Origin of the sequence: Carnobacterium funditum DSM 5970 (genome assembly GCF_000744185.1) — a bacterium.
Taxonomy (GTDB): domain Bacteria; phylum Bacillota; class Bacilli; order Lactobacillales; family Carnobacteriaceae; genus Carnobacterium_A; species Carnobacterium_A funditum.
Map to the genome: position 1 here is coordinate 476,522 of NZ_JQLL01000001.1, position 24,124 is coordinate 500,645.

General features: G+C 33.8%; 20 protein-coding genes and 1 other annotated feature. Of the genes, 1 reads left to right on the forward strand and 19 read right to left on the reverse strand.

All coding sequences use genetic code 11. The features are described 5' to 3' along the window. Positions 1-5 precede the first annotated feature (5 nt). Positions 6-1,331 carry a histidine--tRNA ligase gene (hisS, locus tag BR44_RS02090; RefSeq protein WP_034550200.1) on the reverse strand — a complete coding sequence of 442 codons (1,326 nt, stop codon included), beginning with the start codon at positions 1,329-1,331 and terminating at the stop codon, positions 6-8. Positions 1,332-1,412: 81 nt separating this feature from the next. Next, positions 1,413-1,620, reverse strand: a binding site (T-box leader). Positions 1,621-1,809: 189 nt separating this feature from the next. On the opposite strand from hisS, the gene BR44_RS02095 reads away from it, so the two are divergent. Further along, positions 1,810-3,132, forward strand: coding sequence for an N-acetylmuramoyl-L-alanine amidase family protein (locus BR44_RS02095; protein ID WP_034550202.1), 1,323 nt, complete (start codon positions 1,810-1,812; stop codon positions 3,130-3,132). A gap of 52 nt (positions 3,133-3,184) precedes the next feature. Here the strand turns inward: BR44_RS02095 and dtd are convergent, their stop codons facing one another. The 18 genes from dtd to BR44_RS02185 form a co-directional block, all read right to left on the reverse strand. After that, the gene (gene dtd, locus BR44_RS02100; RefSeq protein ID WP_034550204.1) at positions 3,185-3,631 is read right to left on the reverse strand and encodes a D-aminoacyl-tRNA deacylase; all 447 of its coding nucleotides are present in this window, start codon (positions 3,629-3,631) and stop codon (positions 3,185-3,187) included. 35 nt (positions 3,632-3,666) lie between these two features. Continuing rightward, a complete protein-coding gene (locus BR44_RS02105; protein ID WP_034550207.1) occupies positions 3,667-5,877 on the reverse strand; it encodes a RelA/SpoT family protein in 2,211 nt (736 codons plus the stop codon). A 316-nt stretch (positions 5,878-6,193) separates the two neighbouring features. Then, positions 6,194-6,961, reverse strand: a complete 768-nt coding sequence (locus BR44_RS02110; protein WP_034550209.1) for a 16S rRNA (uracil(1498)-N(3))-methyltransferase — start codon at positions 6,959-6,961, stop codon at positions 6,194-6,196. 1 nt (position 6,962) lies between these two features. Further along, on the reverse strand, positions 6,963-7,913 hold the full coding sequence (prmA, locus tag BR44_RS02115) for a 50S ribosomal protein L11 methyltransferase (protein WP_034550211.1): 951 nt from the start codon (positions 7,911-7,913) through the stop codon (positions 6,963-6,965). A gap of 40 nt (positions 7,914-7,953) precedes the next feature. Beyond that, positions 7,954-8,445, reverse strand: a complete 492-nt coding sequence (locus BR44_RS02120) for a DUF3013 family protein (protein WP_034550214.1) — start codon at positions 8,443-8,445, stop codon at positions 7,954-7,956. 660 nt (positions 8,446-9,105) lie between these two features. Continuing rightward, complete coding sequence (locus BR44_RS11635) at positions 9,106-9,291, reverse strand: PhoU domain-containing protein (RefSeq protein WP_034550216.1); 186 nt, start codon at positions 9,289-9,291, stop codon at positions 9,106-9,108. Beyond that, positions 9,284-10,471, reverse strand: a complete 1,188-nt coding sequence (locus BR44_RS02130; RefSeq protein WP_034550219.1) for a pyridoxal phosphate-dependent aminotransferase — start codon at positions 10,469-10,471, stop codon at positions 9,284-9,286. Before BR44_RS02130 ends, BR44_RS11635 begins: the two co-directional genes overlap by 8 nt. Positions 10,472-10,520: 49 nt before the next feature. After that, positions 10,521-11,189 (reverse strand): hypothetical protein, encoded by a 669-nt coding sequence (locus tag BR44_RS02135; RefSeq protein WP_245592907.1) that lies wholly within the window; start codon positions 11,187-11,189, stop codon positions 10,521-10,523. 234 nt (positions 11,190-11,423) lie between these two features. After that, a complete protein-coding gene (lepA, locus tag BR44_RS02140) occupies positions 11,424-13,250 on the reverse strand; it encodes a translation elongation factor 4 (protein WP_034550224.1) in 1,827 nt (608 codons plus the stop codon). Positions 13,251-13,399: 149 nt separating this feature from the next. Continuing rightward, entirely contained in the window at positions 13,400-14,563 is a 1,164-nt protein-coding gene (gene dnaJ, locus BR44_RS02145; protein WP_156954867.1) for a molecular chaperone DnaJ, read from the reverse strand. A 134-nt stretch (positions 14,564-14,697) separates the two neighbouring features. Beyond that, positions 14,698-16,524, reverse strand: coding sequence for a molecular chaperone DnaK (dnaK, locus tag BR44_RS02150; RefSeq protein ID WP_034550228.1), 1,827 nt, complete (start codon positions 16,522-16,524; stop codon positions 14,698-14,700). Between the two features lie 45 nt (positions 16,525-16,569). Further along, entirely contained in the window at positions 16,570-17,124 is a 555-nt protein-coding gene (grpE, locus tag BR44_RS02155) for a nucleotide exchange factor GrpE (protein ID WP_034550231.1), read from the reverse strand. A 20-nt stretch (positions 17,125-17,144) separates the two neighbouring features. Further along, on the reverse strand, positions 17,145-18,182 hold the full coding sequence (gene hrcA / locus BR44_RS02160; protein WP_034550234.1) for a heat-inducible transcriptional repressor HrcA: 1,038 nt from the start codon (positions 18,180-18,182) through the stop codon (positions 17,145-17,147). A gap of 253 nt (positions 18,183-18,435) precedes the next feature. Then, on the reverse strand, positions 18,436-19,824 hold the full coding sequence (argH, locus tag BR44_RS02165; RefSeq protein ID WP_034550236.1) for an argininosuccinate lyase: 1,389 nt from the start codon (positions 19,822-19,824) through the stop codon (positions 18,436-18,438). A 20-nt stretch (positions 19,825-19,844) separates the two neighbouring features. Next, positions 19,845-21,083 (reverse strand): argininosuccinate synthase, encoded by a 1,239-nt coding sequence (locus BR44_RS02170; protein WP_034550239.1) that lies wholly within the window; start codon positions 21,081-21,083, stop codon positions 19,845-19,847. 282 nt (positions 21,084-21,365) lie between these two features. Beyond that, positions 21,366-22,331, reverse strand: a complete 966-nt coding sequence (gene ribF / locus BR44_RS02175; protein ID WP_034550241.1) for a riboflavin biosynthesis protein RibF — start codon at positions 22,329-22,331, stop codon at positions 21,366-21,368. 15 nt (positions 22,332-22,346) lie between these two features. After that, entirely contained in the window at positions 22,347-23,264 is a 918-nt protein-coding gene (gene truB, locus BR44_RS02180) for a tRNA pseudouridine(55) synthase TruB (protein ID WP_034550243.1), read from the reverse strand. 109 nt (positions 23,265-23,373) lie between these two features. Further along, complete coding sequence (locus tag BR44_RS02185) at positions 23,374-23,970, reverse strand: hypothetical protein (protein WP_034550245.1); 597 nt, start codon at positions 23,968-23,970, stop codon at positions 23,374-23,376. Positions 23,971-24,124 lie beyond the last annotated feature (154 nt).

The following is a 24,124-nucleotide window of genomic DNA, read 5'->3' on the forward strand; positions in this document are numbered from 1 at the left end:
ATTATCTATTTTTCTTTATTAAAAAAATCATTGAATGCAGTCATATCGGTTGTTTTTAAATTAAATACTTTTTCAAAATCTTTATAAATTTCTGTTAGTTTAACGCTTGATTCGCTATTATTTTTCATTACTTTAAAATTAGCTTCTCCCTTACCTAGTTCTTCTTCACCGATAGTCAAAACGGCTTTAGCATTTAACTTAGAAGCTGTTTTAAACTGTGCTTTGGCTTTCCGATCAAAGTAGTCTCGATCTGCAGAAAATCCAGCCTTGCGAATCGCTTGTACCAATTTTAACGTTTCTACATTTGTAGATTCACCTAAGCCCACAACATAAACGTCAACTTCATGCGAGTTAGGTATCTCAATTTCTTCAGCTTCTAAGGTTAAGATTAAACGTTCCAAACCTAACGCAAAACCAAAGCCAGGAGTAGTAGGTCCTCCTATTTCTTCTACAAGTCCGTCATAGCGACCACCTGCACAAATAGTTGTAATTGCGCCAAAGCCGGGTGCATCGCTCATGATTTCAAAAATAGTATGGTTATAATAATCTAAACCTCTTACCATATTGCTATCAATTTGATACGGAATCTCTAACACGTCCAACATTTCTATGACGGCTTCGAAGTGTAGCTTTGATTCTTCATTTAAGTAATCCAAAATAGAAGGTGCATTTTTAATGATTTCTTGATCATTTTTATTTTTGCTATCTAATACTCGCAATGGATTTTTATGCAATCTAATTTGTGAGTCCGTACTTAATTCATCAAAGGAAGGTTCTAGATAAGCAATTAATGCTTCGCGGTAGGCCTTCCTACTTTCTATATCTCCAAGTGAATTGATGACTAAAGAAAAGTGTTGCAGTCCAAGTTCATTAAACAAATCTATTGCTAAGGCCATTGTTTCAACATCAGTAGCTGGGTTCATACTGCCAAATACCTCAACGCCTAACTGATGAAATTGTCTCATCCGTCCGCCTTGTGGACGTTCGTATCGAAACATAGGTCCCATGTAATAAACTTTATAGGGTTTTGCATATTCTGGTCCAAATAACTTATTTTCAACATATGCACGTACAACTGGCGCTGTTCCTTCAGGACGAAGAGACATGTGACGTTTGCCCTTATCGTAAAAATCATACATTTCTTTAGAAACAATATCGCTTGTTTCTCCTACGCCACGTGAAAATAAATCATAACTTTCAAAAATGGGCGTCCTAATTTCGCTAAATTGATAATCTCCTAAAATTACTTTTGCTGTTTCTTCTATAAATTGCCACTTTAACGAATCAGACGGCAATAAATCTGCTGTTCCTTTTGGTCTTTGAATTTGCATAATGTTAACACTCCTTAGTTTAATAAAGATTTATTTATTTTGTTTAAAAAAAATCAAAAAAAAGCCCTTATTCTATAACAGAATAAGGACGAGTTTAGTTTTTTTCTCGTGGTACCACCTTTTTTTGAAAGCAAGAGCTCTCCTCAACGATTAACGCTCGTAACGTAATAGCTTTTCACTATTAACCCTCCAGAATGTCATTCAGACTTATAATGGGAACCATTTTCAGCCAAGATGGTTCTTTCTTTTTGCTCATTAAAAAACTTACTTTCTCTTTCAACGGGTCTTTTATGTTCTAATAATATTACATTACAAGAAAGCATAGTACTTGTCAAGTTTTGAAAAGCAGGAATCTTTCAGCTGTTTTTGAATGTTTAACTGATTGATTTAGTATTTCATTGCATAACAGGTACTTTAATTGCTATAATTAAATTAAACGTTTGCACTTATTTGCAATAAGAAGGTAGTGAGTGATTAAATGAAAAAAATTGATGAATTAAAGCAACAAAAAAACTTAATTGTTTTTCTAGCCATTATTCTATTTATTAGTATAACAGCTTTTTCAACAATCGTTCTTGCTAACAAAAATACTGTTAAAGTTGATGCAAGTGTTGTAAATATACGTACCGGACCTGGATTATCCTATGACATCATGACACAAGTCGTTGGTGGCGAAAAAATAAATATTTTAACTGAAGAAAATGAATGGTATAAAATTCGATTGAGCAACGATCAAATTGGTTGGGTTGCTAGTTGGTTGATAGGAAATACGGAATTCAGTGCCGCTTCAAACAAATTAGGTAAAATTTCTGTAGAAACAGCTAATATTAGAAGCGAAGGCAATTTAGAAGCCACTATTTTAGGTAAAGCTACTAAAGGAACCGAGTTAACCGTTCTTTTCCAACAAAATAATTGGACTCAAATACAATACAATGGTCAAGTTGCATGGGTTAGTTCTGATCTAATTGAAATAACAGCAGAAAAAAAATCAATCATTCCAACTTCGATTACAGCTAAAAAAAATGAAGACGCCTCAATTGAAACAGTAACTGTTCGATCCGAAGGTACAAATATCAGAAATGGTCCATCTATAAACGACACTATTCTTTATAAAGCCTCAAAAGGAGATAATTTTACTTATCTAAGTACCAAAGGAGAATGGTATAAGGTTAAAAATAGTGATGGTAAAACTGGTTATGTTGCCAATTGGGTAGTAGATCTATCAGGAAACAAGACTGCAGCACCTTCAGCTAATATCACATCCTTAGCTGAAGCAACTATTGTCATTGATGCAGGACACGGCGGCGAAGATCCAGGAGCTCCTGCATCAAATTATAATGAAAAACAAGCTACTTTAAAGACTGCAATTGCTCTGTCCAGTCGACTTAAACAAGCTGGAGTCAATGTTATTCTAACTCGAAACTCGGATGAATTTGTTAGTTTAAATCAACGAACAGTCACCAGTAATCAAGTTTCTGCTGATGCGTTTATTAGTATTCATTATGATTCGACTGAAATACCTAATGAGGTAAGTGGAACAACCACTTATTATTATCATGAAAATGATAAAAATTTAGCCGAAACAATTAATAAGCAGCTTCAAGTCAATAACCCTTTGCCAAATAATGGCACCCGTTTTGGCGACTACTATGTTTTACGTGAAAATTCTCAACCTGCGGTACTATTGGAACTCGGTTATTTAAATCATACTGTAGACCAAGCGACTATTTATACAGATTCTTATAGTGCATTCGCTGTTGAAAGTATCTACCAAGCATTAAACAATTATTTTTCTTCCTAAAGATAAAAAATACCCGTCTCTCACTTTTTATTGTGTGAGATGGGTATTCTTTTTATTTATTCTTGCTATCAATTACGATTGTCACAGGTCCATCATTTATCAAAGAAACTTGCATATCTGCGCCAAATAGACCTTCTACAACATGTAGATTATTGTTTCTTAATCCTTCATTGAAAGAGTCGTACAAAGGAGTAGCCACTTCGGGCTTTGCCGCTTGGATAAAACTTGGCCGGTTTCCTTTTTTTGTTTCTGCATGCAAAGTAAATTGAGAAATAGATAAAATATCTCCTTTGACATCTTGAATAGATAGATTCATTTTATCGGATTCATCCGAAAAGATGCGCATGGTTGATATTTTTCTAACTAGGTAATCCACATCCTCTTTCGTATCGGCAGATTCAATTCCTATTAATAATACTAAACCGTGTTCAATACTAGCGATAGATTTATTTTCAATTTTAACTTCTGCTTTCTTACTTCTTTGAATGACAATTCTCAAAATTAACCTCATTTCTATCCCAACAATTAACTTAATTAAGACGATATTCTATGAACGTTATAGACATCTGGAATCATTTTAATTTTATCTATAATTCTTTCTAAATGATTTAGATTAGGAATAGCAACTGTCAGTGTAATCGTCGCCATGCGATTATTGTCTACTTTACCACTGACATTGTTTAAGTTACGCGTCATAGTGTTTACGACTTGTAATACTTCATTGAGTAATCCAGAGCGATTATATCCTTCAATTTGAAGATCCGCATCGTATTCTTGTCCTTGTGATGAAGTATCTTCCCACTCTACTTCAATTAAACGATTTTCGGCATCTTTTGCAGATTTTACGTTAGGACAATCTGCTCTATGAATAGATATTCCTCTTCCTTTAGTGATGTACCCAACGATAGGATCCCCGGGAACAGGACTACAACAACGGCTAATCCTTACTAGTAAATTATCCACACCTTGGATAACGATTCCGCCTTCGTGGCGAACTTTAAGTTTATCTGTTTCTTTTTTTGATTTGACTTCGATGTTATCGATTTCTAGAGCTTTCTTTTCACTTTCTCTTGCACGTCTTTCTTTTTCCGTTAATCGATTAGCAACAGCTAGTGCAGTAACTTCACCATAACCGATAGCAGCATACAAGTCCTCTTCAATAGTAAAATTAAACCTATCTAAAAGTATTTTCATATTTTGTTTTGTTAAAAAATCTTTTGGCAAGAATTGCATTTCTTGAAGTTGTTTTTCAAGCGATTCTCGTCCTTTTATAATGTTTGCTTCACGATCTTGTAATTTGAAGAAACGTTTAATTTTATTTTTTGCTTTACTGGTTGAAACTACGCTAATCCAGTCTCGGCTGGGACCATATGAATTTGGTGAAGTTAAGATTTCAATAATATCTCCAGTTTTCAACTTATAGTTCAGAGGAACAATTTTACCATTCACCTTAGCTCCAATAGTTTTATTTCCGATTTCAGTATGAATATGATAAGCAAAATCTAATGGTCCTGCTCCTGAAGGCAATTCACTTACATCACCTTTTGGAGTAAATACATAGACTTTATCTTTAAGAATATCACCTTTCACGCTTTCCATAAAGTCACTAGCATCATTGGATTCACTTTGTAATTCTAAAATATCTCTAAACCAAGATATTTTTTCTCCTACATCTGTATTTTCCATCTTTTTAGAAATGCCTTCTTTATATGCCCAATGTGCAGCGACACCATACTCAGCTACCTGGTGCATTTCTTCGGTTCGTATTTGAACTTCTACAGGTCTTCCGTTTGGTCCGATAACTGTTGTATGGATAGATTGGTACATGTTCGATTTTGGCATCGCAATATAGTCTTTAAATCTCCCTGGCATTGGTTTCCATCGCGTATGAACGGCTCCTAATACAGCATAACAATCTTTAATTGAATCGACAATGACGCGTATTGCCAGTAAATCATAGATTTCATTAAATTGCTTCTTTTGATCTTTCATTTTAATATAAATAGAATAAATATGTTTTGGTCGCCCATAAATATTTGCATTTATGCTTAACTCATCAACAGAATCTTGAATAATTTGAATGGTATTTGAAATATATGATTCACGTTCATCTCTTTTAGAATTCATTAAATGTACAATCCGATAATACTGCTGCGGATTTAAATAACGTAAAGAAGTATCTTCTAATTCCCATTTCACTTTGCTAATCCCTAACCGATCAGCTAAGGGTGCATAAATTTCTAGCGTTTCGTTAGCAATACGTCTTTGTTTATCTGGTCGATGGTATTTTAACGTACGTAAGTTATGCAACCGATCGGCTAGCTTAACCATGATAACACGCAAGTCTTTTGCCATTGCTAATAACATCTTCCGATGATTTTCTGCTTGTTGTTCTTCATGTGACTTGAACTCGATTTTCCCTAATTTTGTTACTCCATCGACTAACAGAGCTACTTCAGGAGTGAATTCTCTAGAAATATCGTCAAATGTAATGTCGGTATCTTCAACTACATCGTGTAAAAAACCGGTTGCAACAGTTACTGGATCCATTTGTAATTCAGCTAATATGCCTGCAACTTGGATTGGATGAATAATATAAGCTTCTCCAGATTTCCGTAACTGTCCCTCATGTGCTTTTGTTGCAAAGTCGCATGCTTTTTTGACAAAAGCTACATGGTTGCTATTCATATAGGCAACTGTCAAAGCAATGACTTCTTGAGAAGTATAAATTTTATTTTTGGGCATATTGTCACCTTCTTTTTTTAGTTAATCTTGTTATCTATTAGTTTTAGTCTATTTATTTTTTGCAATCAAAGTAGTTAGACCTTTAGGAAAAAGTATTTCAAGATTAATAACTTCCTATGATTATACCGTTAAAAATCGATTATTTCAATGCTTGAACGAGTTACATTAGCTATTATGATAGTGACCATAGGTTCAATTAATTCTTAATCTTCATTGTTCCTCGCTCGGCAAATAGTGAAAAAAAGTGCCGTTTTAACGACACTTTTTCCTTATTTCCAGTATGATAAGATACGTAGTTTTTCTGGTTCATACGGATTTATTGTTTTTTATTTAACTCAAAGTGGTAGGAAATAGCAGCTAAGGCATATAACGGAGCCGTTTCTGTCCTTAATATTCTTGGGCCTAGCGAACAAATCGTCATACCAACTTTAATAAGAGAGCCAATTTCTTCATGACTTAACCCACCTTCAGGACCAAAAACAACTAATACCTTGTCATTAAATTGTAACTTATTTAAGGTTTTTGCAAAGTTTAGAACTTCACCTTCTTTAGCACTTTCTTCATATGCGACTAGGCATGCATCATAAGAATCAGCTAAATTAAGTAGCTCTTTAAAGGTAACAACTGGTGATATTTCTGGAATTCTAGTTCTATGAGATTGTTCGGCTGCTTCTTGAGATATTTTCTTGAGACGCGTTATTTTTTTTTCACTCTTTTTCTTATCCCATTTTGTTATGGAATAACTTGCTTGAAAAGGAATAAAAAAAGAAGCACCTAATTCTGTTCCTTTTTGAATAATGTAATCTAATTTATCTCCTTTTGGCAATCCGCTAGCAATAGTTACTTCTATCGGTAATTCTTTTTGACTTATTTCATCTGATACCCATAATAAAGCGACTGAGTCATTTTCTATTTTCACTATTTTTGCTATAATAGCTTTTTGATCAGGAAAGACTAAATAAATTTGATTTCCAATCTCCATGCGCATAACCCGCGTAATATGATGGTATTGTTCATCTGATAAAATAATTTCCGTTGTTTGATAAGTAGTTTTACGTTCTTCAGAAATAAAGTAGCGCTGCATATCACTCTTCCTCTAATGGTTTTTTAGCAATAATTGCAACCCAATCTTTCATTTGTAATAGTTGGATAATTTCAAAGTTTTGTTCTTTTAATTGTAATAATATTGTTTCTTTTTTTGTATCAATAATTCCAGACGTTAAAAATAATCCTCCTGGTTTTAAAACAGACCAAGCTTGAGGGATTAAAGGTGAAATTATTTCAGCAAGAATATTTGCTACTACAATATCTGCTTTAATTTCAACATCTTTCAACAAATTATTAGCAGCAATTTGTACATCCACTGCGTAATCATTTAACATAATATTATCATAAGCTGACTTAACGGCGACTTCATCTAAATCGTACGCAAAAACTTTACCTGCTCCGAGAGCCTTAGCAGCAATACTTAACACACCAGATCCAGTTCCAACATCTAGAATAGTCTCATCACCTCTTATACAATTCTCCAATGATTGCAAAGATAATATTGTCGTAGGATGTGTTCCTGTTCCAAAAGCTAAACCCGGATCTAATTTAATGATACATTCATCCGGATGTTGCGGTTCATACTCTTCCCAATTAGGAACAATAGTTAAAAAACGAGTGATCTTCAAAGAATGATAATACTTCTTCCAGGCGGTAGCCCAGTTTGTTTCAGCTACTTCTGTAACTATCATAATATTTGGCTCAATAGATAAACCTTTTGATTTTAATTCAATAATTTGTTCTTTAACACTAGAAATAATTTCTGGTGAAAATATCATTTCTGAAAAGTATGCCTTAACAAGCGCTCCTTCTTCTAAAAAATCAGCTCTATCTAGTTCCCATATTTGCCCAAAACCGTCATCTGGAACGTTAAAAAAATCTTGACTATCTTCTATGGAGACACCCTCGGACCCTGCTTCAATCAAAATATTTGAAACAGCATCTACAGATTCAGTAGCTATCTGTACACTTACTTCAATCCAATTCATTTTATTCGTTGTCTCCTTTTAATTTATCGCTTATTAAATCTTAAAATTTTGGGTACTCTACTCTTTCTAAGTTGTAGCGATTAGTATCTTTGAACGTTTGAATAGTTTGTTCAAAATTAACTTGATTCCATTCTATTTCGAATGTTTCAATAGTAGAATCAGTAGCAAAATCTAGTAAATCTGATTGACCTTCTGTTACTACAATTCTCAACATTTTTACAAAAGCATCAATAAATCCTTTTTCAATACCCTTTTTAAAGTCAAAAGGAAAAGCTGCTAAATAATCATCTAGTATTATTTTAGATTTTTCAGGATTGTAAAAACAAACAACATCTTCAAATTGAATGATATTTTCTGTATTTACTGTTCCTTCAATATCTTGAATAACCAATTCAGGTTCTGTTTCTGCATATAGTGTAAAGGTTACTTCAATGACATTTTGTCTTTTTTTCCATTCAATCGACCAGTCAAAATCTAAGTTAGCTTCACTCATTGTGCTTTCTAGGTAATCAATCATATCATGTTTTGTCATTTTAGTTCCTCATTTCTTTCAATTATATGGTTATCTTTATTTTTCATTTAACGTCCTTATCTATTTTTTCTTTTTCTCCGGAAATATTAGGGCTTTCTGACACAATATAGCGCAATAAAATTTCCGACCATATACCTCTATTCGAAATACCAATTCGAGTGGCAGTATCCTTTTTTTCAGGGTATCTTCTCTTGATTTGGGAAAAATAAAAAGATCTTAAATATTCAGAGTTCCATTATCTTTTTTATCTACTCCCATTGACTTAGTTAATTTTCCTGGGCCACACGTTAGCAATCGTTCATTTTATTCATATCTGTTTCATCAGTTCAATTACTGTACAAGGTTCAATAGCTGGAATAAATATAACCAGTAATAGCCTGTTTACCCATGAAATATACACTTGTGGTCTGCCTAAACACTCAATACCGAGTAATTTCTTATTTTCTTTAATTTGAATTTAGTCAAAAATCCATTTAATTTCACTTTTGCTTTAAATAAATAACTAGTCTTTAGCTACAAGTATACAACAAATAGAAGGTATTCGTAAATAAAACTAAATTTAATCGATTTACTTTAAATTAAAACATAACAAAAAGACAGCAACGATTTCACTTGTGCTGTCTTTTTTGGTTCTATTTCATTTAAATCTATAGACGTTTTTTAATCATTCTCGAAAGAAAAAAAATTTTCTTTTGTTTTTTCAAAAGTATCTGAAATTGTATGAATAGATTGATTAGTTGCCACATGTCGAGCAATTTTAACAGAATGGTCGCCTATTCGCTCTAAACTAGAAACATTTAGTTTTTTTTGATTCTGATTTGCATAGGTATTTTTTATTCTAAACAATATCCGTTTTTTTATTATTTTCTATATAATTCGTTAATTTTTCCATTGCAGTAATGAGTGTTTTCATGCTAGCTGCATAACTAATACGGACGTAACCTTCCCCACCTGGACCAAATGAGTCGCCTGGGATTAAAGCTACCTTATTTTTTTGAGCTAAGTCTACACAAAAACTCATACTATCTTGAATATACCCTTCAGGTATTTTAGCAAATAAGTAAAAAGCACCATTTGGTTTAGGACAAGTAAAACCAATTTTTTGGATACGTTCATAAACATAATCGCGTCGTTTCAAGTATTCGTTTTTCATGAGCTGAGCATCATTTATACCATCTGTAAATGCAGCTAGAGCTGCTTTTTGAGACATAGTTGCAGTAGAAGTAATTAAAAACTGATGAACTTTATTGATTTCTTGTATAATTTCTGCAGGACCACAAAGTAACCCTATTCGCCATCCTGTCATGGCATGAGATTTTGAAACACCATTAATTAATAGTGTTTGTTCGGGTAGGTACTTAGCAATTGAAACATGTGAACCACTGTAAGTTAACTCGCTGTATATCTCATCACTTAATACGAACAAGTCGTGTTTTTTTAATTCATTAGCTAAATTCACAACTTCATCTCTAGTATACGTAACTCCTGTGGGATTATTAGGGTAATTCAGTACAATAGCCTTTATACTTTCTCCATGTTCTAAAATGGCTTCTTGAATCATTTCCGGAGAAAGAACAAAATGATTACTTGAAGTATCGATAAAAATTGGCGTGCATCTACTTAGAATTGTGACGGGGATGTATCCTGGATAGATTGGTGTTGGAATTAACACTTTTTCGCCAGGATTTAATAGTCCAAATAAAGCTACATATATTGCCTCAGTTGCTCCTGCTGTTACTAAAATTTCCGAATCAGGTTTGTAATCCAAATCATATTTCTCTTTTAAAAAAATAGCCGCTGCTTGTCGTAAGGGAAGTTCGCCAGCAGTTGGTGCATAATGAGTATGATTCTCCTCAATTGCATTCATCCCAGCCAATTTTATATGTTCAGGTGTGTTAAAATCTGGTTCTCCTAAAGTTAATTTAGTCATTCCTGGTATGAGAGACACCTCTGCATCAAACTTCAAAATTGAAGAAGATTGCAATAATGACAGTTGTTGATTTAAAAGATTCTTTCGTTTATTCATTTGTATTCCTCCTTTTACCTTAATAAGATTTTCAATCGTTTAACTACTCTTAAATCAACAATAAAAGAAAAGTATATCCTATTACTCCTGATAAAAAACTACTTAAACTACTTTCTTGTTCTTCAGGTAATTCGTCTTTTAATGCATTTAAAACGACTCCCCCTGCTATAAAAGCTTGTAAAACGGAAAGAACGAATTCGTTTACTTCAGTTGTCACACCTATAATCCACCCAATCACAGGTGCCAGTGTTAAAATATATCTACCATACTGATCATAAATTTTCATATGATCTCTTCTCAACGACCAATCATTTGTCACCAAATGAACACTTAAAGCTAAGAAATAAAAAAGTATACCAAAATAATTTTCAAACTGTTCCTTCACTAGAAGATAACCTATAATCGTATTATAAACAGTGAATGCACTTATATGAATCCAGAAAACGGATAGATTAGTTTCTTTTATCTCTTTATTGTATAAATTTTTTTTAGATACCTTCACTAAACGTTCTAATGAGTAAAAAATAACCAATCCTAATAAAGCGACAATATAAATATGATTTTCTATGTTTCTCCAAACACTGTTTTGTAAATTTCTTAATATAATTTGTTGGTATTCATTCAATTTTGGCAATAAATCAACAAAAACATAAGAAACAGAAACACCCGCAGAAAAGGATAAAAACTTACTACGCGGTACTTTATTTACAAATTGCATATACTTAGAAAAATAATGGATTAAGGTAAATCCTATAACGCATACAAAACTAATTATAAGATACATTAATAACGTCCTTTCCATTCTTATATAGAGATGTTTTTTCACATAAAACGTTTACACTATTATCAAAAACAAAAAACTCCTAATAAAGATTTACACTCATCTTTTATTAGAAGTTTCACGATAAAACAGTGCTCTTTTATTCATTCAACCTGTTAATTATACTATAATCTATTTGTCGTCATCTATCTTAAGAACAGACATGAAGGCTTCTTGAGGAATTTCAACGGATCCAACTTGTTTCATTCTTTTTTTACCAGCTTTTTGTTTTTTCAGTAATTTCTGGCGACGTGTTACATCCCCTCCGTATAATTTAGCTGTTACATCTTTACGCAATGCTTTAATCGTTGAACGAGATAATATTTTACTACCGATTGCAGCTTGAATTGGTATTTCAAATTGTTGTCGGGGAATAATACTTCTTAATTTTTCAACAATTGCTTTTCCTCGATTGTATGAAAAATCATTATGAACAATAAAACTTAATGCGTCAACTGTTTCGCCATTTAAAAGAATATCCATTTTCGCTAAACGACTTGCTCTATAACCTATCATTTCATAATCTAAAGATGCATATCCTTTTGTACTAGATTTCAATTTATCAAAGAAATCATACACAATTTCAGACAAGGGAATTTCATAAATAACATTAACACGATTGTTATCTAAGTAATCTAAAGCAATAAAATTACCACGTTTATGCTGGGCTATTTCCATAACCGTACCAACATAATCATTTGGGACCATTATATTCGCTTTTACATAAGGTTCTTCAATCGATTCAATTACTCCAGGTTCTGGCATGTCCGCTGGGTTTGAAACGATTATTTGAGTTTGGTTAGTTAGGTTAACATGATAGATTACTGATGGTGCTGTTGTAATCAAGTCTAAATTAAACTCTCTTTCAAGTCGCTCTTGGACAACATCCATGTGTAAAAGTCCTAAGAATCCACATCTAAAACCGAAGCCTAATGCTTGAGAAGTTTCTGCTTCAAATTGTAAAGCCGCATCATTCAATTCTAGTTTTTCTAAAGCTTCGCGTAAATCAGTAAAACGTGACGAATCAACTGGATACATCCCACAATACACCATAGGATTCATTTTTCGATAACCATGCAATGATTCTGATGCTGGATTATCTGCTAATGTTATCGTATCACCAACACGAGCATCTTGAACGGTTTTAATATTAGCCGTTACATAACCAACATCTCCCACCATTAAAAAGTCACGTTTGATTGGTTTTGGTGAAAATATGCCAACATCTGCAACTTCAAATGTTTTGTTGGTATTCATCAATTTCATTGTATCGCCTGGTTTAATAATTCCGTCCATAATACGCACATTCAGTACAACACCACGATAAGAATCATAAGCCGAGTCAAATATAAGTGCTTTCAATGGAGCATCTAAATCGCCATCTGGTGCAGGGACTTTCTCCACTATTTGTTCTAAAATGTCTTCAATACCCAGACCAATTTTAGCACTGGCTAAAACAGCGTCGCTTGCATCAAGTCCAATAATATCCTCAATTTCTTGTCTTACCCTTTCAGGATCCGCAGCTGGTAAATCAATTTTATTAATGACAGGAAGAATTTCTAATTCGTTATCTAAAGCTAAATAAACATTGGCTAATGTTTGAGCTTCAATTCCTTGAGCAGCATCTACGACTAGTATTGCTCCTTCACAAGCAGCCAAACTTCTTGATACTTCATAAGTGAAATCGACATGGCCTGGTGTATCAATTAAATGAAATGTATACGTCTCCCCATTTTTGGCTGTATAATTCAACTCTACTGTGTTTAATTTAATTGTTATGCCTCTTTCACGCTCTAAGTCCATTGAATCTAATAATTGTTCTTGCATATCACGGTCTGCTACAGTACGTGTCATTTGTAAGATACGGTCAGCTAGAGTAGATTTCCCATGGTCGATATGAGCGATAATAGAAAAGTTTCGAATATTTTTTTGTCTTTCAACTAGTTCTTTTTTATTCATCTAATTAATGCCTACTTTCATGTTTTATTCCAAAAAGTGTCATTTTAAATTATAACAGTGAAACTGCTTAATTACAATCTTTAGAATAGCTGCTATATCGTAAAAAAAGAAGCCTAGATAATGTATTACCTAGGCTTCTTTTTTACTTTTCATTTTCGATCTTTTTTAAATGCATCTTTTACTTTGCCAAAAAGAGACTCATCTTGCTCTGTTACTTCAATACCACTTTCTTTTGCAAATTCACGTAAAATTCTTTTTTGTTCAGAAGACAAATCTTTTGGTGTGATTACTTTTATTTTAACATGTTGATCGCCATTGCCAGCTCCTCTCAAGCGTGGAGCTCCTTTACCCTTTAGTCTGAAATTAGTACCTGTTTGAGTACCAGCCGGAATTTTCAACTTAACTTTCCCATGAACCGTTGGCACTTCAATCTCATCACCCAAAGCTGCTTGTATAAAACTGATTGGCAATTCATAATAAATTTCTGAGCCATCACGATCAAAGAGATCACTTGATTTCACATGGAAAACAACATATAAATCTCCGTAAGGTCCACCATTTTTCCCAGCTTCTCCTTGCCCATTTAAGCGCATTTGATTGCCATCTTCAACACCTGCTGGAACCGTTACTTTTACAGAGTGTTTTTCTTTAACATGACCTGAACCATAACAAGTTGGACATTTTTCTTTGATCTCTTTACCAGTTCCTCCACAAACATCACATGTTTGGCGAGTCATTACTCGACCAAGTGGCGTGTTACGCTCTACATTCAGAGTTCCTGAACCATGACATTTAGAACAAGTTACTGGGTTAGTTCCAGGTTTAGCCCCGTCACCATGACACGTTTTACATTCTGCTTCTCTATTATACTGGATATTTCCTTCTTTACCAAAAACTGCTTCTTCAAATTCTAAATCCATTCGATATTGCAAATCCTCACCTTGCCGTGGAGCATTAGGATTGGCTGTACGACCACTGCCACCGAAGAAAGATTCGAAAATATCTTCAAATCCACCGCCGCCGAAGCCGCCGCCACCAAAACCACCGCCACCGTAGCCGCCGCCACCGCCACCGTTCCCAAAGTTGGGATCTGTACTTGCATGACCATATTGATCATAAGCTGCTCGTTTATTTCCATCACTTAATACTTCATAAGCCTCAGTAATTTCTTTGAACTTTGCATCTGCATCTGCTTCTTTATTTATATCTGGATGAAATTGTTTAGATAGTTTACGGTATGCTTTTTTTATTTCTGGCTCTGTAGCACTTTTTGATACTCCTAAAATTTCATAATAATCTCTTTTTGCCATGATTTCCCTCCATCGTCACAAAGATAACTTTTTATAGAACACGATTGCTCAAATCCAACTTCAAGAGCATATCATATCTAGAAGAAAAAGCCAAAAGCATTTTGCCTTGGCTTTTACTTTATCATCCTATTTGTTGATTATTTGTTGTCATCTACTTCTTCAAAATCAGCATCAACAACATCGTCATCTCCACTTTGCTCAGCTTCAGGCTCAGCTTCTGCTTGAGCTTGTGCAGCTTGTTCATAAAGCTTTACAGTTAAAGCCTGAACGATTTCGTTTAATTCGTCACGCTTAGTTTTCATTGCTTCTAAATCATTAGATTCAACGGCTGCTTTTAATTCATCACGAGCATCTTCAGCTTTTTTAACTTCTGCTTCATCTGCTTTGCCTTCTAATTCACCTAAAGTTTTATCTACTTGGAATAACAATTGATCTACTTCATTACGTAAATCAACTTCTTCTTTACGAGCTTTATCAGCATCCGCATTAGCTTCTGCATCTTTAACCATACGTTCAATCTCGTCCTCTGATAAACCTGATGATGATTTGATCGTAATGGTTTGTTCTTTTTGAGTACCTAAATCTTTCGCACGAACGTTAACAATTCCGTTTTTATCAATATCAAATGATACTTCAATTTGCGGAATTCCACGAGGAGCTGCAGGAATATCAGTTAATTGGAAACGTCCTAAAGTTTTGTTATCTGCTGCCATTGGGCGTTCGCCTTGTAATACATGTACGTCAACTGCAGGTTGATTGTCTGCTGCTGTTGAGAATACTTGTGATTTAGTTGTTGGAATAGTTGTGTTTCTATCGATTAATTTTGTGAATACGCCACCCATAGTCTCAATACCCAATGATAATGGTGTAACATCTAACAAGACAATATCTTTAACATCCCCAGTAAGAACACCAGCTTGAATAGCCGCTCCCATAGCAACTACTTCATCAGGGTTAACTGATTTATTTGGTTCTTTACCAGTTTCTTTACGAACAGCTTCTACTACGGCAGGAATACGTGTAGATCCACCAACTAATATAATCTCATCTACTTCAGAAGCAGAAAGACCGGCATCTTTTAAAGCTTGGCGAACAGGATTTTTTGTACGTTCCACTAAATCATATGTTAATTCATCAAATTTTGCACGAGTTAAGTTAACTTCTAAGTGTAAAGGACCTGACTCTCCAGCTGTAATAAATGGCAAGCTAATTTGGGTTGCATTTACACCTGACAAATCTTTTTTAGCTTTTTCAGCTGCATCTTTCAAACGTTGAACAGCCATTTTATCTTTTGATAAATCAATACCGTTATCTTTTTTGAACTCTTCTGCTAAATAGGTAATAATTTTTTCATCAAAGTCGTCTCCACCCAAATGGTTATCTCCAGCTGTTGAAAGAACATCAAAGACACCGTCGCCTAGTTCAAGGATAGATACGTCAAATGTACCGCCACCAAGGTCAAATACAAGCACTTTTTCTTCTTTATCTGTTTTATCTAAACCGTATGCTAGTGCTGCTGCAGTTGGCTCATTAATAATTCTTTCTACTTCTAAACCAGCAATTTTACCAGCATCTTTAGTTGCTTGACGTTGTGCATCATTAAAATAAGCAGGCACTGTGATAACAGCTTTATCTACTTTTTCACCTAAATAACTTTCAGCATATCCTTTTAAATACTGTAAAATAGTTGCTGATATTTCTTGAGGAGTATATTTTTTACCGTCAACATCAACAGAGTAACCAGCCTCACCAATATGGCGTTTGATAGAACTAATAGTATGTGGATTTGTTACTGCTTGACGTTTTGCAACTTCTCCTACTTGCATTTCTCCATTTTTAAATGCGACAACAGATGGTGTTGTTCTATTGCCTTCTGGATTTGCTATAATTTTAGCTTCTCCGCCTTCTAAAATAGCTACTGCTGAATTTGTTGTACCTAAGTCAATACCAATAATTTTACTCATAATTAATTACCCCTTTTTCTTTTCATTTTTTTTTATTCTAAGTCTTTATTGAGCAACGATTACCATTGCTGGTCTTAAAACACGATCATTTAAAGAGTACCCTTTTTGAGATACATTTACAACTGTATCAGTTTCTTGCCCATCTTCCAATGGGATAGTTTGAATGGCCTGATGAAAATTTGGATTAAAAGGTTGATTCAATGGATTGATCATTTGAATCCCTTCATTTTCCAATGCCACTTTAAAAGAATCCATTACCATTTCTAAACCTTTTTTCAAGTTTGCTCCTTGCTCGTCTGTAACTTCGATTGACAAAGCACGTTCTAGGTTATCAATTACTGGTAACAACTCCGTAGCTAAAGATTGTGAGCGATACTTTGCAGCATCTTCTTTTTCTTTTTGATTTCGTTTGCGAATATTAGCTAACTCAGCTTGTAAACGAAGATATTGATCCTCTTTCTCATTTAAATCCATTTTTATTTTCTCTAATTCATCAATTTCTTCAACAACCGTTTCCTCTTGAGATTGAATTTCTTCAATCGTTTCAGAAGATTCATCATTGTTATTTCTACTATTTTTTTCTTCTTGATCTTCAGACATAATACATAGCTCCTTTTTAATTAATCTTCCATCGAATGGTAGTAATCAATTACTTTTTTTGAAAGCTCGTTTCTAAAAACATCCACTAAACTAATCATTTTTGAGTATGGCATACTAGTTGGTCCCAACAAGGCAATCAGTCCCGTTCCATAACCTATAACGTTATACCCTGCAGTTATCAAACTAAACCCCTCAAATCTTTCATCGTCCAACTCTTGACCAATCTTTACTTCAATTCCACTGTGATGAGGAGTTAATAAATGTGCTAAGTCATTTTGGTCTTCCATTAAAGAATAGATTAATTTGAATTTCTCAACATCCATCCCCATAGAATAATCTAGCATATTCATTCTTCCACCAACATGTATCTGATCACGTCCAGCCTGTAAAATAAACGTATCAAGCGCAGAAGAAATCCCTGCTGCTGATTTGGCATATTTATTGATTAAAGCAGGTATTTCTGTTTCCAGCTTTTTAAATACTTCAATTAAGGTATGACCCACTAATCGTTCATTAAAAATATTTACCATCTTTTCTAAATCACTAGACTGAATTGTTTTTGGTAAAGAAAACATTCGATTTTCTACGTGCCCTTTATCTGTCACTAATATGACCATTACTTTATTTTCTGTCAAAGGGACTAACCTGAACCCGGTTAATCGACTATCTTTTAATTCAGGTCCTAAAGATATAGCTGTATAACTAGTTAACTGCGAGAGCAATTCAGCAGACTGGATAACTATTTCATCTAGTTGATGAAATTCGTTGCTAAACGATTTTTTAATCGTTATTAAATCCTTCTTTTGAACTTCTATCGGGTGGATAAGATGGTCAACGTAAAAACGATATCCTTTTATTGACGGTATTCTTCCTGAAGAAGAATGAGTTTTTTCGATGAATCCTAACTCCTCTAGATGAACCATTTCATTACGAATAGTAGCGGAACTATAATCTAATTCTGCCTCATTCATTAATGTCTTAGATCCAATAGGAGTGCCATTATTTGTGTAGAGAAAAATGATGGATTTTAATATGAGAATTTGTCTTTCTGTTAACATAGAAACATCACCTCTTTATTTAGCACTTAAGACAGATGAGTGCTAACACAAGTATTAATCTACCAAATATATGTTACCTTGTCAACGATAATACCTCATTTATTGTTGAATTTTTTTAGAGAAACTCACTATATAAATAATTTCACACATTAAATTTAATTCAAAAAAAATAAGCCCTAGAATAAATTTTTTTATTCTAGTAGCTTATTTACATTTTACTATCAACTGATAATCAGTTGAGGTGAAACTCTTATCATACTTGTTTCATATCCATCAACGCTTCATTTGCATTCATAAGTTCTTTTTGTATTTGTTTAAAACCTGTACCACCAAAAGAGTTGCGTCGTTCTACTGCTGTTTTTGAATCTAAAACAGCATAAATATCTTCTTCAATCAATTCAGAAATGGCGTGGTACTCAGATAAAGGTATATCTTGCAAATAATTCTCTTTTTTTATGCAATCTAGCACAAGCTTGCCTACTATCTCATGAGCTTTTCTAAAGGGAATGCCTTTATTCGCTAGATAATCTGCTAACTCAGTTGCATTTGAATAATCCTTAGTCGTAGCCGTGTACATTGTGGATTCGTTAATTTTCATGGTCTCAAGCATACTAGAAAATATGGTTAGACAATCTTTAACCGTTTTGACTGTATCAAACATGCCTTCTTTATCTTCTTGTAAGTCTTTGTTATAGGCTAATGGCAAACCTTTCATTGTTGTTAATAAGCCTATTAAATTACCATAAACACGTCCTGTTTTCCCACGGATTAACTCAGCCATATCTGGATTTTTCTTTTGAGGCATAATCGAACTCCCAGTTGAGAATGCATCTGTCAATGTCACGAACTGATATTCATGACTAGTCCACAAAATAATTTCTTCGCAAAAACGCGATAGATGCATCATCAAAAGACTACTATTACTCAAAAACTCTAAAATAAAATCGCGATCACTAACCGCATCTAGGCTGTTAGAATAGTTTTTCTTAAAACCAATCAGTTTTTTTGTATATTCTCGATCAATAGGAAAAGTTGTTCCAGCTAGAGCTGCAGCTCCTAATGGGGAAATATCAATTCTTTTTAGACTATCTTGATTGCGTTCAAAATCACGTTTAAACATATTATAATAAGCAAGTAAATGATGGGCAAAAGAAATGGGTTGCGCATGTTGCAAATGAGTGTACCCAGGCAAGATTGTTTCCACATTTTTTTCAGATTTATTAATCAAAACACCCATAAGTAATTGAATCGATTGATTGATTTCGATTACTTCTTTTTTCAGATACAGATGCATATCCGTTGCAACTTGATCATTTCTGCTACGTGCCGTATGTAGCTTACCTGCTACTGGCCCAATATCGTCATGAAGCAACTTTTCTAAATTCAAGTGAATATCTTCATTTTTGATGGTAAATACTAGATGACCTTTTTTATTATCTTCGAGTAATTTTTCTAGACCTTCGATAATTTCATTTGACTCTCCAACGGATAGTATACTTGTTTTAGCCAACATTTTTACGTGTGCTAAACTGCAAATTAAATCTTCTTCGGCTAACTGTTGATCAATGTCAATCGAAGCTCCAAAAGCATCAATCCATGCATGGCTTTCACCTTCAAATCTTCCACTCCATAATTTTTCCATTCAATTCATCCTAACATTTCTTAATAGAAAACTTTTTCTTTTATGACTGTTTCTTCAAAACGATCAGTCGAATGGTGAACTTCTGCGTGTACTTTGGTAGAAAGCCCCCATAATTTAATAAAACCGACTGAAGCTTTTTGATCAAACGTATCAGCCGAAGTATACGTAGCTAAGTTTTCATCATATAGGGAATTAGGGGATTTTCTTCCTTCAACAATTGAATGGCCTTTGAATAATTTCAAACGTATTGTACCATTCACGTATTGTTGTGTAGCATTTAAAAAAGCAATCAAACTATCTGTTAAAGGATTAAACCATAAACCGTTATAAATCATCTCCGTTAATTTTTGTTCGATTGCTGGTTTAAAATGACCAATTTCTTTTACAAAAGTCAAATCTTCAAGAGCTTTATGTGCCGTCATCAGAACCATGGCTCCTGGTGCCTCATAGACTTCACGGGATTTAATTCCAACTAACCGGTTTTCAATATGATCAATTCGTCCAATTCCATGTTTTCCTGCTATTTTATTAAGGTATTCAATCAATTCCACTAAGGAATACTGTTTGCCATTTATTGCAGTAGGTTTCCCAGCTAAAAAGTCGATTTCTAAAATTTCTGGACTATCTGGTGTATTTGCTAAATTAGCCGTTAACTCATACGCTGCTTCTGGCGGTGCCGCCCAAGGATTTTCTAAAATACCACATTCATTCGCTCTTCCCCACAAGTTCTGGTCAATGGAAAAAGGATTATCTAAATCAATAGGCACCGGTATCTCATGCTTAATAGCATAATTGATTTCTTCTTCTCTTGACCATTGCCATTCACGGACGGGTGCAAGAACTTTTAAATTTGGTGCTAAAGAGTGTATTGCTACTTCAAAGCGCACTTGATCATTACCTTTTCCAGTGCACCCATGAGCAACTGCACTAGCACCTTTTTTGATAGCTACTTCCACTAATTTTTTCGCAATTAATGGACGAGATAAAGCAGAAATCAATGGATAAGTGCCCTCATAAAAAGTATGTGCTTGCAGAGCTATTAAAGCATATTCTTCTGCGAATTCTTTTTTTGCATCGATTGTATACGAAGAAATGGCTCCAATACTTAAAGCTTTTTCTTTAATAAAATCTAGATTTTTCCCCTCACCTACATCTAAACAACAAGCAATCACATCGTAACCTTCTTCAGTCAACCATTTAATGGCAACAGATGTATCTAAACCTCCGGAGTATGCTATAACTACTTTTTCATTTTCCATTTGAACACCTCTTTATTTTTAATTAACTCACGATAAACATTATAATACCATTTCAAAACGATTAAAACAAGATTAGAATGTGTTTTTATTCTTAAATGTGTATTTTACCATGATATTTTAGTTTTAAAATGAATATTAAACGTTTTTATACATTAAGTATTCAAAAAATCAATTTTCATTAGTTGTTGAATCAAAAAAATAAAATCCTTTGTTTTCTTATTAAAGAACACAAAGGATTTATCATTTATTATTATGAGTGTAAGGGAGCAATCGTTTCCTGTTTTATATGGTTTTCTCGTTTTTTTTATTTTCTATTAAAAAATAATCACGTGTATCTTTTTCGTCTTGCTTTAACTGAGCAATTAAAGCTTCAACTGAATCAAATTTCCATTCATCTCTCAAAAAATGCTGCCATAAAACCGTTACTTTTTCTCCATATATATCTTGATTAAAGTTTAAAATATATACTTCAACTGTCAATGGACGGTTTATTTCGAATGTAATATTATGCCCAATTGATGCCATGCCTTGGTAATGTTTGTTTCCTATAAGAATTTCAACTACGTAAACACCAACAGTGGGTAAGCGTATGTCTTTCGTCACATCAATGTTAGCCGTTGGGAAACCTAGTAATCTACCTCGAGCATCTCCATGAATAACACGTCCAGTTGTTTCATACGTATAGCCTAACAACCAATTAGCCTCTTTGATATCTCCACTATCTATTGCTTTTCTAATTCGTGTAGAACTGATTTTAGCATCATTTGTTGTTTGTTTTTCAATCACAACAATCTCAAAACGATTTTTAGCATACTGTGGCAGATGTTCCATAGAAGCCACCTCTTTTTTCCCATATGTGTAATCAAAACCTGCGACGACTACCTTTGCATTTAGGGCTACAATGTATAAATCAACGAAGGATTGAGGGTCTAAAGACGCAAAGGCTGAGGTGAATTCTATTTCGTATAAAATGTCTACACCTAAATCAGCCATGATGGCTTCCTTTTTTTCTACAGTCGAAAGATAAAGCATATCTTGGGCTGCTATTTTTTTGAAAACAATCGAAGGATGCTGATTGAAAGTCATTACTGCTAATTTACAGTGTTTTTTCAAAGAAAGATTTTTAGCTTGATTAATAACTTCTTGGTGCCCCCTATGAACCCCATCAAAAAAACCTAAAGCCAAAACGACATTCGCTGAAGGAATTTGACTTTTCTTATAAGGGTGACGTAATTTAATAATTTCCATACTAGAAAAGCTCCTTTACTGAAATGATCGCAATCCTTTTATTGGTTTCACACAATTTTCTTTAACTGGATGTTTCCCATAAATACTCCAAGCTAAAGTATCATACATGATCACTAGTGGAAATGTAACATCCTTGCCAAATACATCAGCTGGTAAAACAGCACCATTCTTCACTTTATTCCATAAAGTTTCGTCTATATCGACTGAGTCAAGTTCTTTTATACCAAACTCTAAAGGGTATAAACAATCTTGGATTGTTTGATTGCTCATCTTATCAGCAACTTGTGATAAGGTTAAACAATTTTTTGACTGAAACGTTCCGCTTGAAGTACGAGTTAAATCTGACATATGTGCTGGGTAGCCTAGAGCTTCACCTAAATCTACAGATAATGTTCTTACATATGTGCCTTTGCCACAATCTACTTCAAATCTCCAAGATACCGTTTTATCCTTTTCATTTAAAACTGGTATTGTTGTGCGAACAAATTTATTAATAGTTGCTTTTCTACTTGGTCTTTCAACAGTTTCACCTGCTCTTGCATATTCATAAAGTTTTTTCCCGTTTATTTTTACAGCCGAAAACATAGGTGGAATTTGAGTAATAATGCCTTCCATTTCAGACATTGCTTGATCGATTTCTTCTAAAGAAGGCATTACATCTACAGCACGACGTTCAACAATTTCACCGCTTTTATCTTCAGTAGTTGTAGAAAAACCTAAAGTAATTTCTCCTATATAACTTTTCCCAGTTTCCATCATATACTCAACAACTTTTGTAGCATTTCCTATACATATCGGTAAAACGCCATCGACATCAGGATCCAAAGTTCCAGTATGACCAATTTTTTTTGTTTTCAATATTTTTCTGAGTTTAAAAACGCAATCATGACTTGTCATGCCACGTTCTTTCCATAATGGAAGAATACCATCCAATACAAATCCCTACCTTCTTTTTTAACTCTACTATTGTATCCTATTTTGAATTCAGTCGAAATAAAAGCGCAAAAAAAGCTACAGATAATAAATATCTGTACATCATCTATTATTTATTGATAACAATAAATTCTTTTTCGCGCATTTCGAATAATAATTGATTTTTTGATACTACTCCCCAACTAATTGTTCGTCGAAATTGTTCTTTGTTTAATTCCTCACCATCCCAGCAACTATAAAGCTCTATTTTATTTGAGTCTTTAAAATAAGTTGTTAAGAAAGATAAAAATCCTGTTTGCTGAGTTTTATTTACTGCTCGAGCTTCATCCATCATCTTGTGGTAATCTGCTACATCTTTTAGCGTGAAACCATCCGGAATAGCTGTGTCATTTTCAATGGGTTCCCATACTGGGAAATCAGTCGTTTTGTAAACATAAGGGGTGCTAAAATGTTTTAAGATATCTCCATTTTTAACTAGTTCTAGGATTTCAAAAGTCCCAACAATCTCTGCTTCTTTATCATAAAATTTAATTTGATTCATAGTAACTGTGTCATCATCTGTTTGCACACGGATATAAGACAATACCATTTCATCCGTCACCCCTGCATCTAACGTATCGCGAGCAATTAAAGCAATCACATTTGGATCTTCTGGTGCTCGTATAACTATTTTTTCTTCTGTGCCAATATATGAATATAAAGTCAATATATTCAACCTCCAAATAATTTTATTTAAATAAAATTCTTAAATACTATACTGTTTAAACTTCATTAAAAAAATAGAGGCTGAGACAGTTGTCTCAGCCCCCTTTCACGTATCCGGATTTTCATTTTAGAACGTGCTCCAAAAAGCAAACCCA